General features: G+C 62.0%; 21 protein-coding genes. 12 read left to right on the top strand and 9 right to left on the bottom strand.

All coding sequences use genetic code 11. From position 1 onward, the window contains the following. The first annotated feature begins 299 nt into the window (after positions 1-299). A complete protein-coding gene (locus AC0L14_RS24230; RefSeq protein ID WP_473750945.1) occupies positions 300-1,046 on the top strand; it encodes an SDR family oxidoreductase in 747 nt (248 codons plus the stop codon). Positions 1,047-1,282: 236 nt separating this feature from the next. On the opposite strand, the gene AC0L14_RS24225 is transcribed toward AC0L14_RS24230, so the two are convergent. The 4 genes from AC0L14_RS24225 to AC0L14_RS24210 form a co-directional block, all read right to left on the bottom strand. Further along, positions 1,283-2,107 carry an SH3 domain-containing protein gene (locus tag AC0L14_RS24225; RefSeq protein ID WP_473750944.1) on the bottom strand — a complete coding sequence of 275 codons (825 nt, stop codon included), beginning with the start codon at positions 2,105-2,107 and terminating at the stop codon, positions 1,283-1,285. 229 nt (positions 2,108-2,336) lie between these two features. Further along, positions 2,337-3,623, bottom strand: a complete 1,287-nt coding sequence (locus AC0L14_RS24220) for an NAD(P)/FAD-dependent oxidoreductase (RefSeq protein WP_473528125.1) — start codon at positions 3,621-3,623, stop codon at positions 2,337-2,339. 66 nt (positions 3,624-3,689) lie between these two features. Then, positions 3,690-4,058 carry a four helix bundle protein gene (locus tag AC0L14_RS24215; protein WP_473528124.1) on the bottom strand — a complete coding sequence of 123 codons (369 nt, stop codon included), beginning with the start codon at positions 4,056-4,058 and terminating at the stop codon, positions 3,690-3,692. A 32-nt stretch (positions 4,059-4,090) separates the two neighbouring features. After that, positions 4,091-5,527: a glutamine synthetase family protein gene (locus AC0L14_RS24210; protein WP_165848439.1), complete on the bottom strand. Its 1,437-nt coding sequence runs from the start codon at positions 5,525-5,527 to the stop codon at positions 4,091-4,093. Positions 5,528-5,676: 149 nt separating this feature from the next. Between AC0L14_RS24210 and AC0L14_RS24205 the strand changes: the two genes are divergently transcribed. From AC0L14_RS24205 to AC0L14_RS24185, 5 genes are all read left to right on the top strand, one after another. After that, entirely contained in the window at positions 5,677-6,393 is a 717-nt protein-coding gene (locus AC0L14_RS24205) for an HAD family hydrolase (RefSeq protein WP_473528123.1), read from the top strand. Between the two features lie 232 nt (positions 6,394-6,625). Next, positions 6,626-7,546, top strand: a complete 921-nt coding sequence (locus AC0L14_RS24200) for a metal ABC transporter substrate-binding protein (protein WP_473528122.1) — start codon at positions 6,626-6,628, stop codon at positions 7,544-7,546. Then, positions 7,543-8,448, top strand: a complete 906-nt coding sequence (locus AC0L14_RS24195) for a manganese/iron ABC transporter ATP-binding protein (protein WP_473750943.1) — start codon at positions 7,543-7,545, stop codon at positions 8,446-8,448. Before AC0L14_RS24200 ends, AC0L14_RS24195 begins: the two co-directional genes overlap by 4 nt. After that, positions 8,445-9,302 carry an iron/manganese ABC transporter permease subunit SitC gene (gene sitC / locus AC0L14_RS24190; protein WP_473528120.1) on the top strand — a complete coding sequence of 286 codons (858 nt, stop codon included), beginning with the start codon at positions 8,445-8,447 and terminating at the stop codon, positions 9,300-9,302. Before AC0L14_RS24195 ends, sitC begins: the two co-directional genes overlap by 4 nt. Further along, positions 9,299-10,144, top strand: a complete 846-nt coding sequence (locus tag AC0L14_RS24185; RefSeq protein ID WP_473528119.1) for a metal ABC transporter permease — start codon at positions 9,299-9,301, stop codon at positions 10,142-10,144. Before sitC ends, AC0L14_RS24185 begins: the two co-directional genes overlap by 4 nt. 10 nt (positions 10,145-10,154) lie before the next feature. Here AC0L14_RS24185 and AC0L14_RS24180 read toward each other — a convergent pair whose 3' ends face one another. The 4 genes from AC0L14_RS24180 to aceA all read right to left on the bottom strand — a co-directional run bounded on the left by AC0L14_RS24180 (position 10,155) and on the right by aceA (position 13,090). Beyond that, a complete protein-coding gene (locus AC0L14_RS24180) occupies positions 10,155-10,598 on the bottom strand; it encodes a Fur family transcriptional regulator (protein ID WP_095491384.1) in 444 nt (147 codons plus the stop codon). A 203-nt stretch (positions 10,599-10,801) separates the two neighbouring features. After that, positions 10,802-11,191 (bottom strand): response regulator, encoded by a 390-nt coding sequence (locus AC0L14_RS24175; protein WP_244602699.1) that lies wholly within the window; start codon positions 11,189-11,191, stop codon positions 10,802-10,804. Between the two features lie 311 nt (positions 11,192-11,502). Beyond that, complete coding sequence (locus tag AC0L14_RS24170; protein ID WP_077379645.1) at positions 11,503-11,745, bottom strand: SMc00767 family acetate metabolism repressor; 243 nt, start codon at positions 11,743-11,745, stop codon at positions 11,503-11,505. 55 nt (positions 11,746-11,800) lie between these two features. Further along, a complete protein-coding gene (gene aceA / locus AC0L14_RS24165) occupies positions 11,801-13,090 on the bottom strand; it encodes an isocitrate lyase (protein ID WP_123146699.1) in 1,290 nt (429 codons plus the stop codon). Positions 13,091-13,337: 247 nt separating this feature from the next. Here aceA and AC0L14_RS24160 point away from each other — a divergent pair, with 247 nt between their 5' ends. After that, the gene (locus AC0L14_RS24160; RefSeq protein WP_473528118.1) at positions 13,338-14,792 is read left to right on the top strand and encodes a helix-turn-helix domain-containing protein; all 1,455 of its coding nucleotides are present in this window, start codon (positions 13,338-13,340) and stop codon (positions 14,790-14,792) included. A gap of 41 nt (positions 14,793-14,833) precedes the next feature. On the opposite strand, the gene AC0L14_RS24155 is transcribed toward AC0L14_RS24160, so the two are convergent. Then, a complete protein-coding gene (locus tag AC0L14_RS24155) occupies positions 14,834-15,625 on the bottom strand; it encodes a class I SAM-dependent methyltransferase (RefSeq protein ID WP_473528117.1) in 792 nt (263 codons plus the stop codon). A 254-nt stretch (positions 15,626-15,879) separates the two neighbouring features. Here AC0L14_RS24155 and AC0L14_RS24150 point away from each other — a divergent pair, with 254 nt between their 5' ends. From AC0L14_RS24150 to AC0L14_RS24130, 5 genes are all read left to right on the top strand, one after another. Continuing rightward, positions 15,880-16,830 (top strand): DMT family transporter, encoded by a 951-nt coding sequence (locus AC0L14_RS24150; RefSeq protein ID WP_473750942.1) that lies wholly within the window; start codon positions 15,880-15,882, stop codon positions 16,828-16,830. Positions 16,831-17,188: 358 nt separating this feature from the next. Further along, entirely contained in the window at positions 17,189-18,286 is a 1,098-nt protein-coding gene (locus tag AC0L14_RS24145; RefSeq protein ID WP_473528115.1) for a polyamine ABC transporter substrate-binding protein, read from the top strand. 74 nt (positions 18,287-18,360) lie between these two features. After that, the gene (locus AC0L14_RS24140; RefSeq protein WP_473528114.1) at positions 18,361-19,500 is read left to right on the top strand and encodes an ABC transporter ATP-binding protein; all 1,140 of its coding nucleotides are present in this window, start codon (positions 18,361-18,363) and stop codon (positions 19,498-19,500) included. 8 nt (positions 19,501-19,508) lie between these two features. Further along, positions 19,509-20,483, top strand: a complete 975-nt coding sequence (locus AC0L14_RS24135) for an ABC transporter permease subunit (protein ID WP_473528113.1) — start codon at positions 19,509-19,511, stop codon at positions 20,481-20,483. Then, positions 20,480-21,298: an ABC transporter permease gene (locus AC0L14_RS24130; RefSeq protein WP_473487166.1), complete on the top strand. Its 819-nt coding sequence runs from the start codon at positions 20,480-20,482 to the stop codon at positions 21,296-21,298. Before AC0L14_RS24135 ends, AC0L14_RS24130 begins: the two co-directional genes overlap by 4 nt. The last annotated feature ends 14 nt before the right edge of the window (positions 21,299-21,312 follow it).

The raw sequence follows: 21,312 nt of genomic DNA, 5'->3' as shown, positions 1-21,312 counted from the left end.
TCCGCTTTGACGCCGGTCGCTGTGACGCGGTCGATATAATCTAATCGATTTAGATTTTCCAGTGCCACGACGCCACACCCCAAGGCCAATCGGGTTTTACCGATTGGTCCCGAGGTGTGCCCTTGACACTGGCGCAACCCGGCGGCTTGTCGGTGAGGTGTTCCGGGAGGCCTTCGCAATTGCAGCATAGAGCGGGATCGAGGTGAAAGCCAAAGGAGAAATCGAGGCTATATTGATCTTTCGGCGGCCATTGCCGGCGGCTGCCCGAGCGATCGTCTTCAATCATGGGTGAGAAAGCCATGCGCCTGAAAAACAAAGTTGCCATTATCACCGGTGCCGCGTCGGGCTTCGGCGAGGGCATGGCCAAGCGCTTTGCCGAAGAGGGCGCGAGCGTCGTTGTTGCCGACCTCAACGCCAGGGGCGCCGAACGCGTCGCCAACGAAATCGGCCGGGCGGCGATCTGGACCCAGACCGACGTCTCGTTGCGTTCCGAGTTCGATGAGATGGTCGATGCCGCAAGGAGCGCCTTCGGCCGCATCGACATCATGGTCAACAATGCCGGCTACACCCATCGCAACAGCGATATGCTCGAGGTCGACGAGACGACCTTCGACCTGATCACGGCCGTCAACATGAAGGCGATCTACCACGCCGCTCTGGCGGTTGTGCCGGTCATGGATAGGCAAGGCGGCGGCGTTATCCTGACCACGGCTTCGACCGCCGGCATCAGGCCGCGGCCCGGCCTCACCTGGTACAATGCGTCGAAGGGCTGGGCGATCACCGCGACCAAATCCATGGCGGTGGAACTCGCGCCGAAGAACATCCGCGTCAACTGCCTCTGCCCGGTCGCCGGCGAGACCGGCATGCTGGAAAAATTCATGGGCGCCGACACACCCGAAATCCGCGAGAAATTCCGTGCGTCGATCCCGCTTGGCCGGCTTTCGACGCCGCTCGACATAGCCAACGCGGCGCTCTGGCTGGCTTCGGACGAGGCGGCCTTCATCACTGGCGTGGCGCTGGAAGTCGACGGTGGACGGTGTATCTGAGCCGTCCGGCGCTGTCGGGTTCAAGTTGACTTGATCGCTCTTCGCACCCCGGCGGCTGATTGCGGCAGCCAAATGAGCCGTGGGCAACGTCAAAGGATGGGCTGACCGGCCCCTAAAGCGCGTCGCCTTTGAATGGACTCATGCGACGCGTTTTAGGTTCTTGTTTTTACGCAGGTCGTTGTCGCAAAACCGCTGCGCACCTTCAAGCCCGAGGGCATGCTTTTGCGCGACATGCATTAGGCGCCGGTCTTGACGAAGCTCTTGTAGATCCAGCCGCGTTTGCCGTTGTAGACGATCTGGCACCATTTCTTGCAGCCCATCACCTGAACCGAGGTCTTGGCGGGAATGGTGACGATGGCGGCCGCACTGTTCTTCGGACCGGTGCGCATGGTGACGCCCCTGAGGATGCGTCCGGTGTCTGCCGCGCTTGCTTGCTTGGCCTCGACTTTGGCCTGGGTGCCATCCTTCTGTGTCGCGGCCGGCAGCGGCTTCGGGGTGGGGATGGCGGCGGTTGGCGCACCGTCCGTCGCCGTCTTGTTGGGAGCAGCGACTTTGGCAAGCAATGCTGCCACTTTGGTTTTCGCTGCCGGATCGGCGAGAGCCGCCGCAGCGGGCGGCTTGTCTACCGTTTTTTCAGCCTTGCCTGCCATCTGGCCGGGTGTGGTCTTCGGTCCCGATCCTGTCCAGCGAGGATCATTGGGCGCCAGCGCCGCTATCTCGGCCTTCGCTGCAACCACCGCCGGCGAAATCGCATCGGTCTTGCTCGCAGCCTGCTGCGCCGCGGCGACCCTCGCGGCCGCGGCCGGCACGATCCTTGTTGTTTTTACCGCAATGCTTGAAACGATCTGCTCGGGACTCGCGACCGCTTGGCTCTCGTCGGCCGGCAATGCCAGCCATAGCGCCACCGCTGCCACGCTAAGCAGCGCTGCTGTGCCAAACGCGGCGATGACCAGATGCAGGTTCGACCGGATTTGCCGCCAGAACCTGGGCTGCATGTCGTAGCCAAACTGCACCGCAAAGCGCCGTCGTTCCGGCGCGCCGAAACTGAAGGGCTCTCTCACTCTTACAACCTCCATTTGCGGGCCGACGTTCTTACGACCTATGCAGGGAAAACCGGCAATTGGTCGGCATCGGTCCCAAACCAACGCGGGCAGGCCCGCAAACTCCCTATTCAACTGCCCTGAGCCCGCATCCTTTGCCAGCGATTGTGGCATCACTGCGCCCTTGCCGGGCGGATTCTGCACCTTTGCGAGAGATTCTGCAACTTGCAAGGGATTTTGCAACCTATGGTTAGATACGGTCTCTTAAGGCATACCAGTTGAGCGCAAGAAACAGCAGAGGCGCGCGGAAGCGCCGGCCACCGGGAAAGGACGGGATTTTCAGGTCCTCGATCAGCCTCAGCCGGTCCCGGTTGCCGGCAACGGTTTCGGCATAGAGCTTGCCGAAAAAGTTCGACAGCATGACGCCGTGGCCAGAGTAGCCGCCGACCGAGATCACATTGGGCATCACCTCGCGCACGAAGGGTTTTCTCGGCATCGTGATGCCGACATAACCGCCCCAGCCATGGGTGATCTCGATGTCCTTCAGTGCTGGGTAAAGCTCGGCGATCTGCCGGCGGATGTGGACATGGATGTCTTTCGGATCGTTGACGGCATAGATCTCGCGCCCGCCGAACAGCAGCCGCCCATCCGTCGATTTGCGGAAGTAGCGCACGACGAAGCGGGAATCATCGACCGCCTCACCGCCCGGCAGCACGTTTGTGTCAGCCCCCAGCGGCACCGTCGCGCCGATGAAGGAGCCGATCGGCATGATGTGCGCGGCGCTGATCGGCTCGAGCGTGCCGCCATGAGCGTTGACGCCGATCAGACATTTCTCGGCTGATATCGTGCCCTTCGGCGTCGTAACTCTGACCTTGCCGCCAAGCGATGCGATGTCGATTGCCGGCGTCTGCTCGAACAGCTGCGCGCCCGACTGCGCCGCCACCTTTGCCGTGCCGATCACCAGCTTCAGCGGATGGATGTGCCCGGTGCCGGTGTCGCGGGTGCCGCCGAAGTAGCGCGCCGAGCCCAGCCGCTCCGCCGTCTCCTTGGCGTCCATGAAGGTGATGTGCGGGTAGCCGAAGCGGTTCGCCATGATCTCGGCATGTGCCTTGTAATCGTCGACATAGCGCTGCTTGTGCGCCACCGACATCTGGCCGGGCATGTAGTCGATCTCGATCTTGTTGGCGGCGGCGAACTCGAGGAGATGCGCCTTGGCCTCTTCGGCGAGGTCGAACAGCGCCTTGGCACGGGAAAAGCCGTATTCCGCCTCCAGTTCCTCGGCCCAGGCGCGCTGGCCGGTGCCGAGTTGGCCGCCATTGCGGCCCGATGCGCCGTCGCCGAAACGATGCGCTTCGATCAGCACGACATTGCTGCCGGCCTTGGCGAGGTGTGCCGCCGCCGACAGGCCGGTAAAGCCGCCGCCGACGATCACGACGTCGCATGTCCGGTCGCCGTCGAGCGCCGGATATTCGGGCCGCGGCCCGGCCGTGTCCTCATACCAGGAGCGGCCGGGGGAGATTGGGGATTGGTAGGGCATGATGCTCAAGTAGGGGAATAGGGGAGTAGGGGAGTAAGGGAATAGGGGAATAGGGGAGGGGAGATGCTAGTCGGCTGAAAGTTTGCGGATTAGAAGTCGAAGAAGCTTTCCTGCACTTTCGGTGCTCGCCAACAATGGCGCCGCGGTGGCATTCGGCGTGATGCCGGTACGCTCAGCGATCAGAAGCTGAGTTTCCAGTTCCTTCAGTGACCCTTGAGCGATACGGAGGAATTGCTGATAGGAACCCCTGACCTCTCTGCCATAGCCTTCCGCTATGTTCGCCGGCACCGAGCTTGCCGCGCGCCGCACTTGGCTGGTCAGTCCATAAAGCTCCTCCTTCGGCCAGGATTTCGTCGCGCCGTACACAGCCACCGCAAGGTCCATTGCCTGCTGCCAGACTATTAAGTCCTTGTAAGAACCCGTTTTCTCAGCCATTCGCCCTACTCCCCTACTCCCCTACTCCCCTCCTACACATTCAACAACAGATACTCCCGCTCCCACGGGCTGATCACTTCCATGAAGGTCTCGAATTCCGCCCGCTTGATCGCCGCATAGGTTGCGGCAAACGACTTGCCGAGCAGCGCGCAGAGTTCCTCGTCGGCTTCGAACAGGTCGACGGCTTCGAGCAGGCTGCGCGGCAGGTCGATCTCTGCCTCGTTGGCGGTGGTGAGAACCGGCGGTTCGGCCTTGATCTTGTTGGTCATGCCGATCAGCCCGCAGGCGAGCGATGCGGCCAGCGCCAGATAGGGATTGGCGTCGGATGAGGGGATGCGGTTCTCGACGCGCCTGGCTGCCGGGTCGGAGCGCGGGACGCGGAAGGCGGTGGTGCGATTGTCGTAGCCCCATTTGTTGTTGACCGGCGCGGAAGCCGACTGCGTCAGCCGGCGGTAGGAATTGACGTAGGGCGCAAACATTACCAGCGCGTTCGGCACATGTTTCTGCATGCCGCCGAGGAAATGGAAGAAGGCTTCGGTTTCCGAGCCGTCCTCGGCAGAAAAGACGTTCTTGCCGGTCTTCTTGTCGATGATCGACTGGTGGATATGCATGGCCGACCCGGGCTGCCCCTGGATCGGCTTGGCCATGAAGGTGGCGTAGATCTCATGCTTCAGCGCCGCCTCGCGGATGGTGCGCTTGAACATGAACACCTGGTCGGCGAGTTCGATCGGATCGCCATGGCGCAGATTGATCTCGAGCTGGCCGGCGCCTTCCTCGTGGATCAGCGTGTCGATCTCCAGGCCCTGGCTTTCGGAGAAATGGTAGATGTCGTCGATCAGTTCGTCGAACTCGTTGACGCCGGCGATCGAATAGCCGGCGCCACCGCCGATCGCCCGTCCCGAACGCCCGACCGGCGGCGTCAGCGGGTAGTCCGGATCGGGATTCTTGCGCACCAGGTAGAACTCGATCTCGGGTGCCACCACCGGCTTCAGCCCGCGCTTGTCGTAAGCGGCAAGCACACGCTTCAGCACGTTGCGCGGCGTGAACTCGACCGAGCGGCCGTCCTGGTGGACGAGATCGCAGATGACCGCCGCCGTCGGGTCCTCTTCCCACGGCACCACGGTCAGTGTCGAAAGGTCCGGCATCAGCTTGAGGTCGCCGTCGTCCTCCGGATAGTGGAAGCCGTTGCCGTCTTCCGGGTAGCCGCCGGAGATCGTCGTCATGAACACCGCCGAAGGCAGCGCCAGCGAGGTGTTGGAGGTGAATTTCTTCGACGGCATCATCTTGCCGCGCGCAACACCCGCCTGGTCGGGCGTGATGCATTCGATATCCTCGATGCCGCGCCATGCCAGCCAGGCGCCGACTTCCTTCCAGTTTTTCACACCACGTTGATTTTTCACGAAGGCAGGCGTGCGGATACGTCCTCCGCGGCTCGACGGACGGACTTCCTTTTTTGCAGGCGGCATCATTCACCAGATTGGGTTGCGGATTTGGGAGTATAGCCGGGGCCGGCGATGGAAGGGAAGGGGAGCGCGGTTGCGTTCGCCTGCCCAGTTGAAAACCGCCCCAAGCAGCTTAGGTTCGACGCAAGTTCAATGACCTCGGTTGAAGACATCGAATGCAGAACAATCATGAATTGACCACGATCGGCTTCGATGCCGACGACACGCTCTGGCAGAACGAGCAGTTCTTCCGCATGACCGAAAAGCGCTTTGCCGCGCTGCTCGCCGATCATGCCGAGGAGGAGCACATCTCGGCAAGATTGCTGGAGGCGGAGAAGCGCAACCTCGCCGTCTACGGCTTCGGCATCAAGGGGTTTACCCTATCGATGATCGAAACGGCAATCGAGATTACCGAGGGCCGCGCGCCGGCCTCGGTCATCGCCGAGATTCTTGCGGCGGGCCGCGAGATGCTTGGCCATCCGATCGAGGCGCTGCCCCATGCGCGCGAAACCGTTGAAAAGCTGGCGGGCGCGTATCGCCTGGTGCTGATCACCAAGGGCGACCTTTTCGATCAGGAACGCAAGCTGGCGCAATCGGGCCTCGGCGACCTGTTCGATGCCGTCGAGATCGTCAGCGACAAGAGCCCCGCTACTTATAGCAGCATCTTCAGCCGCCACGGTGATGGCGCCGAAAAAAGCATGATGGTCGGCAATTCGCTCAAGTCGGACGTGGTGCCGGCCATCGAGGCCGGCAGTTGGGGTATCCACGTGCCGCATGAGCTGACCTGGGTGCTGGAACATGTCGAGCCGCCGGTCACCGCGCCTCGCTTCCGCCAGATAGCCGATCTCTCGGAACTGCCCGGGCTGGTCGAAAGCATCGGGAAAGCCAGCTGATTGCTTGTCCCGGCGTCGAACCGGACGTGCGCCGCAGCGCATCGATGCCGGACATTGCGCATCGCAATCCTTGTTGTCCGCTTCGCCAAGGGCCGCGCTGTCGCTGACCTCCATCGCGCGGCCGTGTACAATCCACGATGCAAAACCGTTTTCTACTTGCAAATCAGTCGCAATTGCAGAATATGCGACAAGCGCGGCGGGACATGCGAGTAAATCGCGACAGGAGATTTTGATGATCGAGAGATACGGGCGATTGGTTGTCGTCGGGTTGATGGCTACAGTGTTCGCTGCCGCAGTTGCTTCAAGCCCAGCGAAAGCGCAGGAAAAGTTCAAGGCCGTGACGACCTTCACCGTTATCGCCGACATGGCGAAGAACGTGGCGGGCGACGCAGCAATCGTGGAATCGATCACCAAGCCGGGAGCGGAGATCCACAATTACGCGCCGACGCCGGGCGACATTCAGCGGGCGCAGGGCGCACAGCTCATTCTGTGGAACGGGCTCAACCTCGAACTCTGGTTCGAAAAATTCTTCCAGAATCTCAGCGACGTGCCAGGCGCTATCATCTCCGAGGGCGTCCAACCGATGAGCATCGCCGAGGGACCCTATACTGGGAAACCGAACCCGCATGCCTGGATGTCGCCGACAAACGCGCTGATCTACGTCGACAACATCCGCGATGCCTTCGTCGAGCACGATCCGGCGCATGCCGAGACCTACAAGGCCAATGCAGAAGCCTACAAGGCAAAGATAGAGGCGGCCGTCGCGCCGATCCGCGATAAGCTTGCCTCGATCCCGAAGGACCGGCGCTGGCTGGTATCGAGCGAAGGCGCTTTCTCCTACCTCGCACGCGATTTCGAGCTGAAGGAGCTTTATTTGTGGCCGATCAACGCTGACCAGCAAGGCACCCCGCAGCAGGTTCGCAAGGTGATCGACGCCGTCAGGGAAAACAAGATCGTCGCCGTCTTCAGCGAAAGCACCGTGTCGGACAAGCCGGCCCGGCAGGTCGCGCGCGAGACGGGGGTGCATTACGGCGGCGTGCTCTACGTTGATTCTCTCAGCGAGGCGGACGGCCCGGTGCCAACCTATATCGACCTGCTGCGTGTGACTTCGGATACGGTTCAGAAAGGCCTCGCCGCAGGGCTGTCGCAATGAACGAAGCCGTTCCGCCTTTTGCCCCCGCGTTCGAGGATGCGGGAGGCGGCCTCGCCGTCCGCGGCGCGACCGTCACCTACCGCAACGGCCACACGGCGCTGCGCGATGCAAGCTTTGAAATTCCGACAGGCACGATCACGGCACTTGTCGGTGTCAACGGCTCGGGCAAGTCGACGCTGTTCAAAGCCATTATGGGCTTCGTGCGGCTGGCAAAGGGAGAGATTTTTGTTCTCGGACAGCCGGCCGCGGCCGCACTGAGGAAGAACGTCGTCGCCTATGTGCCGCAGGCCGAGGAGGTCGACTGGAACTTTCCAGTACTGGTCGAGGACGTCGTCATGATGGGTCGCTACGGCCATATGGGCATGATGCGCCTTCCGAAGGCGGCTGATCGCGAGGCGGTTAGCGCTGCGCTTGCACGTGTCGGCATGAGCGATTTTCGCAAGCGCCAGATCGGCGAGCTTTCGGGCGGGCAGAAGAAGCGCGTCTTTCTAGCTCGGGCGCTGGCGCAGGACGGGCACGTCATCCTGCTTGACGAGCCCTTCACTGGCGTAGACGTCAGGACCGAGGACGCTATCGTCGAACTGCTGCGCGCGCTCCGGGACGAAGGCCGGGTGATGCTGGTCTCGACGCATAATCTTGGTAGCGTGCCGGAGTTCTGCGACCGTGCCGTACTGCTCCGGAACACGGTCCTTGCCTACGGGCCGACAGGCCAGACCTTCACGCAGGCGAACCTGGAAAAGGCTTTCGGCGGCGTCTTGCGTCATTTCGTGCTGGGCGGCGCCGGACTGCATCAGGACGACGACAAGCGCCGCCTTGCCGTCATCACCGACGACGAGCGACCGCTGGTCTTCTACGGAGAGAACGGAGCGATGCAGCAGAAGATGCGGGAACCGGACGAATGAGTGTCCTGCTCGAGCCGTTCGGCTACGAATATATGCTCAATGCCATGTGGGTGTCCGCCTTGGTCGGCGGTGTCTGCGCCTTCCTGTCCTGCTATCTGATGCTGAAAGGCTGGTCGCTGATCGGCGACGCGCTCTCGCATTCGATCGTGCCAGGCGTCGCCGGCGCCTATATGCTGGGCCTTCCCTTCTCGATCGGCGCCTTCTTCTCCGGCGGGCTCGCCGCTGCGGCGATGCTCTTCCTCAACCAGCGCACCAAGCTGAAGGAAGACGCCATCATCGGCCTGATCTTCTCCTCTTTCTTCGGCCTCGGCCTGTTCATGGTGTCGCTGTCACCGACCTCCGTGAATATCCAGACGATCGTGCTCGGCAACATCCTGGCCATCACCTCGGAAGACACGCTTCAACTCGCCATCATAGGCTTCGTCTCGCTCGCCATCCTGCTGGTGAAATGGAAGGATCTGATGGTGGTCTTCTTCGACGAGAGCCATGCCCGCTCGATCGGCCTCAACCCGAGCGCGCTCAAGATCATGTTCTTCATGCTGCTATCGGCCTCCACGGTCGCCGCGCTTCAGACCGTCGGCGCCTTCCTCGTCATCTGCATGGTGGTGACGCCCGGCGCGACCGCCTATCTTCTGACGGACCGCTTTCCGCGCCTGCTCGTCATCGCGGTTGTCATCGGCGCGGCCACGAGTTTCAGCGGCGCCTATGCCAGCTATTTCCTCGACGGCGCCACCGGCGGCATCATTGTCGTCCTGCAGACGCTGATCTTTCTCGCCGCCTTCTTCTTCGCTCCCAAGCACGGAATGCTGGCAGCCCGCCGCCGCGCGGCGAGGGGCTTGGAGGCTAGCCTATGAGCATCCTCGATACGCTGCTTACCCCCTTTCAGTTCGGCTTCATGGTCAATGCCCTGATTGTTTCGGTTCTGGTCGCCGTGCCGACTGCGCTGCTCTCCTGCTTCCTCGTTCTCAAGGGCTGGTCGCTGATGGGCGACGCCATCAGCCACGCCGTCTTTCCCGGCGTGGTCATCGCTTACATCCTCGGATTCCCCTATTCGATCGGCGCCTTCGCCGCCGGGATGGTCTGCGCTCTCGCCACCGGCTTCCTCAAGGACAACAGCCGCATCAAGCAGGACACGATAATGGGCATCGTCTTCTCCGGCATGTTCGGCCTCGGCCTGGTGCTCTACGTAAAGATCCAGTCCGACGTGCATCTCGACCACATATTGTTCGGCGACGTGCTGGGCATCGGCCTGCGCGACATCGTCGAAACGGGGCTCATTGCTGCGATCACGGCCGGCATCATCGGGATCAAGTGGCGCGACTTCCTGCTGCACGCCTTCGACCCGGCTCAGGCTCGCGCGGTTGGTCTTCGGGTCAACCTGCTCCACTACGGCCTGCTTTGCCTGATCTCGCTCACCATCGTCGGCGCGCTGAAGGCGGTCGGCATCATCATGGCCATCGCCATGCTGATCGCGCCTGGCGCCATCGCTTTCCTGCTGACAAGGAAGTTCAGCGCCATGCTGATCCTGTCGGTGACGATCGCGGTCGCCGCGTCGTTTCTCGGCGTCTATCTGTCCTTCTTCATCGACAGCGCACCGGCGCCGACCATCGTTCTCATGCTGTCCGCCGCCTTCATCGCGGCCTTCGCCGTTACCACACTCAAAGTGAGCCGAATGGAGATTGGCGAGGAACGCTAGAAACGGGCGGTCATTCTCCGGATTGACGAGAGCGTCGCGTTTTCTGGATCGGCTTCACGTAGATCTCCAGTCTGTGGCTGATGATCGTGAATCCGTGCTGTCGAGCGATTTCCTCTTGGAGCCGCTCGATCTCCGCCGACTGGAATTCGACGACGTCTCCCGTCTCGATGTTGATGAGATGATCGTGATGCTCACGGGGGACGGTTTCGTATCTGGCGCGCCGATCGCCAAAGGTGTGCCGCTCCAGAATGCCCTTTTCGCGCAGAAGGCTGACGGTGCGATAGACAGTGGCGAGCGCGATCGTCGGCTCGATGGCGACAACACGGCGATGGAGTTCCACCACATCCGGATGGTCGCTGGATTCGGATATAACACGCATGATGACGCGGCGCGGACCGGTGATGCGCAGTCCGAGTTTCCTGCAAAGCGCGGCGATGGTCTGTTCTGAGGACATGTCATGATCCGCCAATATCGACAGCCATGTCGCGAAGTCGGAACATGCCTGCGGATTTGTTCGAAGCTGCTACCCCAGATGCGTCGCAATTGCAAAAGGACATCGGACTGGGTTCGCTGTCAGGCGGTCACCTACTGACATAGAGATATCCAGATCCGATCGCAAGAAGCAAGGAAGGGCGTGTGAGCCGGATCGGATGCTGGCTAGTTACGTCCGAGCCCGATCAGGTGGTCGATCACCGGCTGCAGCCGTTCGGTCGTGATCGGTTTGACGACCACCGCATCGATGACGCTCGACAGGCCAAGGCTCTCCGGTGTGCCGTTCTTGGTCGAAAGCAGGATCACCGAGGGAAGCGGCCTGCCCGAGGCGCGTCGCAGCGCATCGATACCGGACATCAGCGCGTCGCAGTCCTTGTTGTCCGCTCCGCCATCGAGGACGACAGCTCCGGGAATGAGCGATCGCAACGTCGTTGCTGCCGTTTCGGGCGATTCCGAGATCGGTTTGAGCCCGGATCGTTCGACGATTTTCGAAACCACCACCCGGTTGACCGGCGACTTCCCGACGACGAGCACGCGGGTGAAGTCCGTGAGCATCTCGGGGTCCACATTCCGGCTCCCCCAAGTCAGGTGGCTTACGGTTCTGGGGTCGCGGTTCATGGGGCGCATGAGCGTGGGGGCACTCGTCTGGTTTCAATGCAGGGTTGAAACTTTAGAAACAATTGCAGTGAGATCGCTGCCTGTGTCAAGCTGAAATGGCGGATATCCAGAATATCGCAAGAAACGTTAAAATTTAAAGCGAGTTCTGTTCTTGCCCCTATGCAAACTGGTCCTGCAGACGCAGATCACCTGCGCAGAGACTGCGCAGGTGATGCTGGATCCACCGACAGGCTTCGGTCGGATTTCGGTCAGCCGAGGCTCCGCTGGGTGACGATCACCGGGATCAGCAGGTCGCCCCAGTTGCCGTCGCCGCCATGGTGCCGTGCCGAGCGCACCAGCTCCACCGACACACCGGCCTCGACCGCCTTCATCACCGACTGGTTGAGCCTGTGCAGGTCATTCGCCAGCATGCGGATGGTCGCTTGCTGGTCGACGGTCATGGTGGTGGCCTGTTCTTCGGCCCGTTCCTTGACGCGGCTTATCGATGCCATTGGTCTTCTCCTTCATACCCCTTTGGGGCGTTCCTCTATTTTGTTGCGTTGCTGGCTATTCTGCCGCCGGTTTGAACTGGGCGTGCTCGGTCGATTCATGCATCGCCGTGGTCGAAGACCGGCCACCGGTGATCGCCATCGACACGGCGTCGAAATAGCCGGTGCCGACTTCGCGCTGGTGCTTGGTCGCGGTGTAGCCGTGGGCTTCCGCCGCGAATTCAGCCTCCTGCAGCTCGGAATAAGCCGCCATTTGCCGCGCCTTGTAGCCGCGGGCGAGTTCGAACATGCCGAAATTGAGCTGGTGAAAACCGGCCAGCGTGATGAACTGGAACTTGTAGCCCATGGCGCCGAGTTCCTTCTGGAACCTGGCGATCGTGGCGTCGTCGAGGTTCTTCTTCCAGTTGAACGACGGCGAGCAATTATAGGCGAGAAGCTTGCCGGGATGGTGCCTGTGCACGCCCTCGGCGAACTTCTTGGCCTGCGCCAGATCGGGCTTGGAGGTTTCGCACCAGATCAGGTCGGCGTAGGGCGCGTAGGCGACGGCCCGCGCGATGCAAGGCTCGATGCCGTTTCTGACGTGATAGAAGCCCTCCACCGTGCGGCCGGCGCCATAGTCGACGAAGGGCTGGTCGCGCTCGTCGATGTCGGAGGTGAGCAGCTTTGCCGCTTCCGCGTCGGTGCGTGCGACGACCAGCGTCGGCGTGCCCATTACGTCGGCGGCAAGTCGCGCGGCGTTGAGGTTGCGGATGTGTGCGGCGGTCGGGATCAGCACCTTGCCGCCGAGATGGCCGCATTTCTTCTCCGACGCCAGCTGGTCCTCGTAGTGGACGCCGGCGGCACCCGCCTCGATGAAGGCCTTCATGATCTCGAAGGCATTGAGCGGTCCGCCGAAGCCGGCTTCCGCATCGGCGACAACAGGCGCGAACCAGGTGTCGACCGAAAGTCCCTTGCCTTCGGAGGTCTCGATCTGGTCGGCGCGCTGCAGGGTGCGGTTGATGCGCTTGACCAGTTCGGGCGCCGCATTGGCGGGATAAAGCGATTGGTCCGGATACATGGCGGATGCCGTGTTGGCGTCGGCGGCGACCTGCCATCCAGACAGGTAGATCGCCTTCAGCCCGGCCCGGACCTGCTGCATCGCCTGATTGCCCGACATGGCGCCGAGCGCGTTGACGAAGTCCTCTTCGTGGATGAGCTGCCAGAGCCGGTTGGCGCCCATTTCGGCGAGGCTCTGCCGGATCTGGACCGAACCGCGCAGCCGCTTCACGTCGTCCGGCGAGTAGGGCCGCTCGATGCCGTCGAAGCGGCCTTCCGGCGCCGAGGGGACGAGGTTGTAAAAATCGGTCATTGGTCACTCCGAGTAAATCGCTGCTGGGATGGAAACGCCGCCTCATGGAGATTTCTGCGTCGTTTTGGTGTGACAGCATTTACATTCTGGCGCGAAGCAGGCGAGAAAAACCGGCGGATTGGCTGGAAAATAAGAGAAAACTTGTGTTGCGTTTGACAGCTAGACGCTGTAAATTTGTCATGATTGTAAAAAAGCCGGCATGGCATCGCCGTGCAGAGTCATGTAAATTTCTGTCAAGGACAGACGAGTGGCCGATCAGAAGATCTTCGCCGGGCCGCGCATCCGCCGCATCCGCAGCGCCAAGGGCCTGACCCAGACCGCGATGGCCGAAGGGCTCCGCATCTCGCCGTCCTACCTCAATCTCATCGAGCGCAACCAGCGGCCGCTGACGGTTCAGCTGATCCTCAAGCTGGCATCCGTCTACAAGGTCGACCCGCATGAATTGCAGGGCGAGGCTCGGGGGTCGGTCGCTGCCTTGAAGGAAGTATTTTCAGACCCGCTGCTGGTCGGCGAATTGCCTGGTGACCAGGAACTGATCGAGCTTGCAGAGGCGGCGCCCAACGCTTCCGCCGCGGTGATAAAACTGTTTCGCGCCTATCGCGAGCAGGCCGAGCGCCTTTCCGACCTCAACGAGCTTCTCGCGCGTGAGGGCAAAGCGACGGCACTCTCCGGCGCCCGCTTGCCGATCGACGAGGTGCACGAGATTTTCGAGCGCCGGCCGAACCATTTTGCCGCGCTCGAAGAGGAGGCCGAGGCATTCACGTCGGTTCTCGATCCCGGCGACGATCTGTTCGGTGCGTTGAAGGCCTGGCTGAAGCGCGAATACGCCATCGTCGTCAAGGTGCTGCCGGTCGCCACCATGCCGAACTGGCGCCGCCGCTACGACCGCCACTCGCAACGCCTGTTTCTGTCCGAGCGCCTGTCGCCGTTCGATCAGTTGCGCGAGGTGGCGATGGAGGCCTGCCTGATCCGCATGACGGTCGCGGTGGCAAGCGAGATCCAGGCGCTGAAGCTGACCACGGATGAAGCCCGCCGGCTTGCCCGCTTCGAGCTTGGCCGCTACGCCGCCCACGCGCTGATGATGCCCTATCAATCCTTTCACGCAGCCGCGGTACGCGCGCGTTACGACATCGACGTGCTGCGCTCGCGCTTCGGCGTCTCCTTCGAGCAGGCGGCGAACCGCCTGACCATGCTGCAGCGGCCGGGCACGCCGGGCGTGCCGTTCTTCATGCTCGAGGTCGATAATGCCGGCAACCGCTTCCGCAAGGCGGGCAGCCAGGGTTTTCCGCAAAGCCGCTTCGGCGGCGGCTGTCCGAAGCTTCCCGTGCATGCCGCCTTTACCCAGCCCGGCCAGATCTTCGTAGAGGCGGTGGAAATGCCCGATGGCGCCGAGTTCCTCTGCGTCGCCCGCACGCTCGAAGGACCGCAAGGCTCGTTTTCGGAGCGACCGCGCCGTACCGCCCTTCTGTTGGGCTGCGATATCGGCTTTCGTGACGAGATCGTCTACGGCGCGGCACTGCCGGGGGCAGCCGCCGCCGCGACCGGAAAAGCCGGACAGGGCGCCAATCCGGCCACGCCGATTGGCCCGGCCTGCCGGCTGTGTGAACGCATCGGCTGCCTCGCCCGCGCCGAGCCGCCGGTGACGCGCCCGCTCGGCCTTGACGAGATGGTGACCGGACTAAGCGCGTTCGATTTCCAGTGACGGGCACAGCGTTTCCATCAAATTGCGCTCGGCGCATTGTTCTATCGCCCACCGCTGCCTATCAGAACGTCCATCTCAATCGTCAGCGGCTCTCCAACGCTCGGCGAAGCCAGCCCGCGCCAGACTTCCTCGCGCACTGTGACCTGCATGTCTGGAGGAAGCTGGACATACTCCTGACCGCTCAATGTTGCTCCTTTGGTGATTCCGCTGAAATAATCGTCGAAAGATGAGAATTTGATGGGCCGAGTTTCAAGCTGGACATAGACCTCTTGAAACCCGGCGCGGTGGAGCAAGGAATGCAAGCATGTCGCGTCAGGGATGGAGAAGAAGCGATTTAGCTTTTCGGCTTTTTCAGGTGCGCAACGGGCGATTACCGCGCCTATTCTGGCGAACAGCGAGCGCTCCGGCGTCGTCGTCACGCTAACTGCAGTCCAGCCGTTGGGGCGCAGAACCCGACGAAACTCAGAAAGCGCTCCAAGCGGGTCTGAGAAGAACATGAGCCCAAGCTGACAGATCACCGCATCGAACCGACAATCCTCGTAAGGGAGCGCGTGAGCGTCAAACCTTGCGAGGATGATTGGCTGGTTCTTCAAATTGCGTTTGGCAGATTCGAGCATGGCCGGCGAGATATCGCCGGCAGTGACAGAGCCGGATGGGCCTACCACGATCGCTGCAGCTTGCGCTGCTGCTCCTGTACCCGTTGCGACGTCGAGCACCCGATGGGCAGGCGCAATTTGCGCTGCCTTCAGCAAGGATGGGATGAACGAGTTCGTTGCGCGGGCGAACAGCTCGTCATAGCCAATCGCAGCCGTCTTGTAGAATGGCTCATCCATGGGTCGCCCTATACATGTTATTTACGTCGGTCACGGGGCTTCTCTTGTCACGCAGTAGCCGTCCAGCCTCGCATCGTAAACTATCCCTGCCAGCTCCGCCCGACCGTCTTGCCTCGTCCCTGCGCTAGTCAGTGCGCCAAACGGAATACGGCGCTGGATCACGCCCGACCTTCGTCTTTGCGTTACGCGATTAATGCACGTTTCTGTCGTCCGCTATGCATCGTGCTGCCCCGAAATCGCCGACAGTCGCACTCATGACCGATTCATCATCAGCGATAGCCGTCTCCCCTGCTGTCTCGCCGCGTGACGAGCGTGTCGGGCTCCTGTTGATATTCCTGTCGGCGCTGATGTGGAGTTTCGGCGGCGCCATCGCCCGTTTCATCGACGCCGGGGACAGCTGGACGGTGGTGTTCTGGCGCTCGGTCTGGGCCGCCGCCTTCCTCATCTGCTTCATGATCTGGCGCGACGGCTGGCACGGCACGGTAAGGTTGTTCCGCGGCATGGGCCTGCCCGGCCTTGCCGTGGCGTTCTGCTTCGCCACCGCATCGACCTCGTTCGTCGTGGCGCTTGCCTACACCACCGTCGCCAATATCCTTTTGATGCAGGCAGGCGTGCCGCTCCTGGCGGCGCTGTTTGCCTGGGTGCTGTTTCGCGAACGGGTAGCCGTGGCGACCTGGGTGGCGATTGCAGCCGTCATTGCCGGCGTTGCCATCATGGTATCGGAGTCGCTTGATGGCGCCGTGTCGCCTATCGGCGACGGCTTGGCGCTGCTCATCGCCGTGATGTTTTCGATCGCCACCGTCATCACGCGACGCTTTGCCCATGTGCGCATGACGCCGGCGACCTGCCTCGGCACGATGCTTGCCGCCGCATTCGCCGCGTCGCAGGCGTCGCAATTCGGCGTTTCCAGCAGCGACATGGGCTTCCTGTTTGCATTCGGCGTGGTCAATCTGGGTCTCGGCCTTGCCTTCTTCGCCACCGGCGCCCGGCTCGTTCCAGCAGCGATCGCAGCACTGCTCGGCACTTTCGAGCCGATGCTCGGCCCGATCTGGGTCTGGCTCATCCATTCCGAGGTGCCGTCGGGACGCACCATCCTTGGCGGCGCGGTGGTGGTCACGGCGCTGCTCGTCCATATCGGGCTCGAATTCAAGCGTCAGGCGCGGCCGGTGCGGCCGGGTGTCACCGGCATGCCGTCGCCTAATTGATTGCAGCGCACGCGCCAAAGCGAGATGAGCCATTGACAATGGCGCAGCCGCGCGGGCAGGCTGCAAATACGGCAACAACAAGACAGGCTCATCTTGCCAAGTCTCCCCTCCGGCCCGACCGAGACCGGACAACATCGTCGTATCCCTGCCCGCGCCGTGGCGAGAGCCTTTGACGGCGCCGGAATGCCACCTGGATCACGACATGGGAACGGGGGACTCGGCCGCTGCACATCGAACCACCAGGGTGTCGGCGGTTCGCGCTTGTCGCTTGTCGGAAAGCCCAATAATCTGAAGCAAACGCCCAGCCGCGCAGCCCCGCGACGAGCTGGCGATGGAACACTCATCAAAGGAGACACTCATGACCCGCAAAGCATTCTGGCTTTCGGCGACCTCGGCATTTCTGACGCTTTTCACCCTCGGCGCTCATGCCCAGGACCGCGTCGTCAATGTCTATAACTGGTCGGATTACATCGACAGCTCGATTATCGAGGATTTCACCAAGGAAACGGGCATCAAGGTCACCTACGACACCTTCGATTCCAACGAGCTCCTGGAGACGAAACTGCTTGCCGGCGGCAGCGGCTACGACGTCGTCGTGCCGACCGCCAATTTCCTCGCACGCCAGATCCAGGCAGGTGTGTTCCAGAAGCTCGACAAGTCCAAGCTGCCCAACATTTCCAACATGTGGGAAGTCGTTTCGGAGCGCACAGCCAAGTACGATCCCGGCAACGAATATTCGATCAACTACATGTGGGGCACGGTCGGCCTCGGCTATAACATCAAGAAGGTGCAGGAAGCGCTCGGCACCGACAAGATCGATAGCTGGGACGTGTTCTTCAACCCGGAAAAGCTGACCAAGCTGAAGGATTGCGGCGTCTATGTCCTCGACTCTCCGAGCGACATCCTCCCGAACGCCTTCAAATATCTGGGTATCGATCCCGAGACCACGTCGCTGGACGATTTCGCCAAGGCGGAAGAACTGATGCTGAAGATCAGGCCTTACATCCGCAAGTTCCACTCGTCGGAATACATCAACGCCCTGGCCAATGGCGACATCTGCCTGGCCGTCGGCTGGTCGGGCGACGTGTTCCAGGCGCGCGACCGTGCGACGGAGGCAAATCAGGGCGTCGAGATCGGCTATTCCGTGCCGAAGGAAGGTGCCGAAATGTGGTTTGACCAGATGGCGATCCCGGCCGACGCGCCGCATGTCGCCGAGGCGCATGAATTCCTGAATTACATGATGAAGCCGGAGGTGATCGCCAAGTCGAGCAACTACGTCTTCTACGCCAACGGCAACAAGGCGTCGCAGCAGTTCATCAACAAGGAGATACTCGAGGATCCGGCGATCTACCCGGACGAGGCGACGCTGGCGAAGCTGTTCACCATCGCCCCCTACGATTCCAAGACCCAGCGCGTCGTCACCCGCACCTGGACCAAGATCGTCACCGGGCAGTAAGCGACAATCAACGACCCCGGCAGGTGCTGCCGGGGTCAAATCTTCTGGGGATAGGACGCAGGACGGAGTGGGATATGAAATCGCTTGGCAGCATCCGCAGGGATTTCGCGCCGTGGAACGACCCGAACGCCAAGCCATACATCCAGTTCGACAAGGTCACCAAGCAGTTCGGTGACTTCACCGCCGTCAACAATTTGTCGCTGACCATATTCGAGCGCGAGTTTTTTGCCCTGCTCGGGGCGTCGGGCTGTGGAAAATCGACGCTTTTGCGGATGCTCGCCGGATTCGAGGAGCCGACCGCCGGCCGCATCCTGCTCGATGGCCAGGATCTGCGCGGCATCCCGCCATACCGGCGGCCGGTCAACATGATGTTCCAGTCCTATGCGCTGTTCCCACATATGACGGTCGAGAACAACATCGCCTTCGGCCTCAAGCAGGACGGCATGCCGAAGCCCGAGATCGCGGCGCGCGTTGGAGAGATGCTGAAGCTGGTCAAGCTCGAGCAGTTCGCCAAGCGCAAGCCGCACCAACTGTCCGGCGGCCAGCGCCAGCGCGTCGCGCTTGCCCGCTCGGTCGCCAAGCGGCCGAAGGTGCTGCTGCTCGACGAGCCTCTGGGCGCGCTGGACAAGAAGCTGCGCGAGGAAACACAGTTCGAGCTGATGGACCTGCAGCAGTCACTCGGCCTCACCTTCGTCGTCGTCACCCACGACCAGGAAGAGGCGATGACCATGGCCGACCGTATCGCCATCATCGACAAGGGCGAGGTGATGCAGGTAGCGACGCCGGCGGAAGTCTACGAGGCGCCGGGCTCCCGTTTCGTCGCCGGCTTTGTCGGCAACGTCAACATGTTCGAAGGCAAGATTGCGCATGGCGAGGCCGGCGCGGCAAGCATCGATGCGGGCAACGGCATCACCATCCGGGCCGAGAATGCCGGCGATGCCGCCACCGGCGCGGCCGTCGCCTTCGCCATCAGGCCGGAGAAGATCAAGATATCCTCGACGAGACCGGCGGGCGCTGTCAACGCCATCGAAGGCGAGGTCTACGATATCGCCTATCTCGGCGACATGACCGTCTATCACGTCAGGCTGGACGACGGCCACGTGGTGCGGGCCAGCACGATGAACGCGGCCCGCATCACCGAGGATCCGCTGAGCTGGAACGACCGTGCCTGGGTGTCGTTCAGGCCGGACGCCGGCGTCGTGCTGACGCGATAGAGGCGGTCATGTCGAATGCCGCTGTCACCGCTGCAACAAGCTCTCGGGCCGCCGACGCGGGCAAATCCGCCCTGGCCAGACTGGGCGAGGCCTTCGTTGGCCGCCTTGTCATCATCATCCCCTATCTCTGGCTGGTCTTCTTCTTCCTCATTCCGTTCGTCATCGTCTTCAAGATTTCGCTGTCGCAGACGGCGATCGCTATACCGCCCTACACGCCGGTACTTGGCTTCGGGGATGGGCTTTCCGGTTTTTTTGCTCAGCTGAAACAGCTCAGCATCGATAACTACACATGGCTGACGCAGGACGCGCTCTACGTCAACGCCTATGTGACGAGCGTCGTTGTCGCCGCCATTTCGACGGTGCTGACATTGCTTGTCGGCTACCCGATCGCCTATGGCATGGCCCGCGCGCCGGCGATGCTGCGCCCGACTTTGCTGATGCTGGTGATCCTGCCGTTCTGGACCTCGTTCCTGATCCGCGTCTACGCCTGGATCGGCATCCTCAAGCCCGAGGGGCTGCTCAACCAGCTGCTGCTCGCCACCGGCGTCATCAGCCAGCCGCTGATCATCCTCAACACCTACACGGCAATCTTCATCGGCATCGTCTATTCCTATCTGCCGTTCATGGTGCTGCCGCTTTATTCCGCCCTCGAGAAAATGGATTATTCGCTGATCGAGGCGGCCAAGGACCTCGGTTGCCCGCCGACCAGCGCCTTCTGGAAGATCACCTTTCCGCTGTCGCTGCCTGGCGTCATCGCCGGCTGCCTGCTGGTGTTTATTCCCGCCGTCGGCGAGTTCGTCATTCCCGACCTGCTCGGCGGCTCGCAGACGCTGATGATCGGCAAGACGCTGTGGAACGAGTTCTTCGCCAATCGCGACTGGCCGGTGTCGTCGGCCGTCGCCGTCATCCTGCTGTTGCTGCTGATCGTGCCGATCATGCTCTTCCAGCGGGCCCAGGCCCGCGCCCAGGAGCAGGACAAATGAACCCGACTTGGAGCCGCTTCAATATCACTTCGATCGTGCTCGGCTTTGCCTTTCTTTACCTGCCGATCGTCCTGCTCGTCGTCTTCTCCTTCAACGAGTCGAAACTGGTCACTGTCTGGGGCGGCTTCTCGACCAAATGGTACGTCTCGCTGTTCCACAACCGGGGCCTCATGGACGCCACCTGGGTAACGGCCCGCGTCGCCGTCATCTCGGCCACCGTGGCGACCGTGCTCGGCACGCTGGCAGCTCTCACCTTGACCCGCTACACGCGCTTCAAGGGCCGGACGCTGTTTTCCGGCATGGTGTTTGCGCCGCTGGTCATGCCGGAAGTCATCACCGGCCTGTCGCTGCTGCTGCTCTTCGTCGCCGTCGGTCTCGACCGCGGCTTTCTCACCGTCACGCTTGCCCATATCACCCTGACCATGTGCTTCGTCGCCGTCGTCGTGCAGTCGCGCTTGATCACGTTCGACCGCTCGCTGGAAGAGGCCGCGATGGATCTTGGCGCGCCGCCGGTGAAGACCTTCTTCCAGATCACGCTGCCGGTCATCATGCCGGCGATTGTGTCTGGCTGGATGCTGGCGTTCACATTGTCGCTCGACGATCTGGTCATCGCCAGCTTCACCTCAGGGCCCGGCGCCACCACGCTGCCGATGAAGATCTACAGCCAGGTTCGTCTCGGTGTGACGCCGGAGATCAACGCCGCCTGCACCATCCTGATCGCGGTCGTGGCGGTCGGCGTCATCATCGCTTCGCTCGCCAACAAGCGTCGCGAGGTGCAGCGCCAGCGGGACGAGCAGGCCGCGCAGCGTGGGTGAAAAGCCGGCAGGAA

It is taken from the genome of Mesorhizobium sp. WSM4841, from assembly GCF_055811515.1.
Note: the sequence above shows the minus strand (reverse complement) of the source record. Positions and strands in the feature narration are given on the sequence as shown.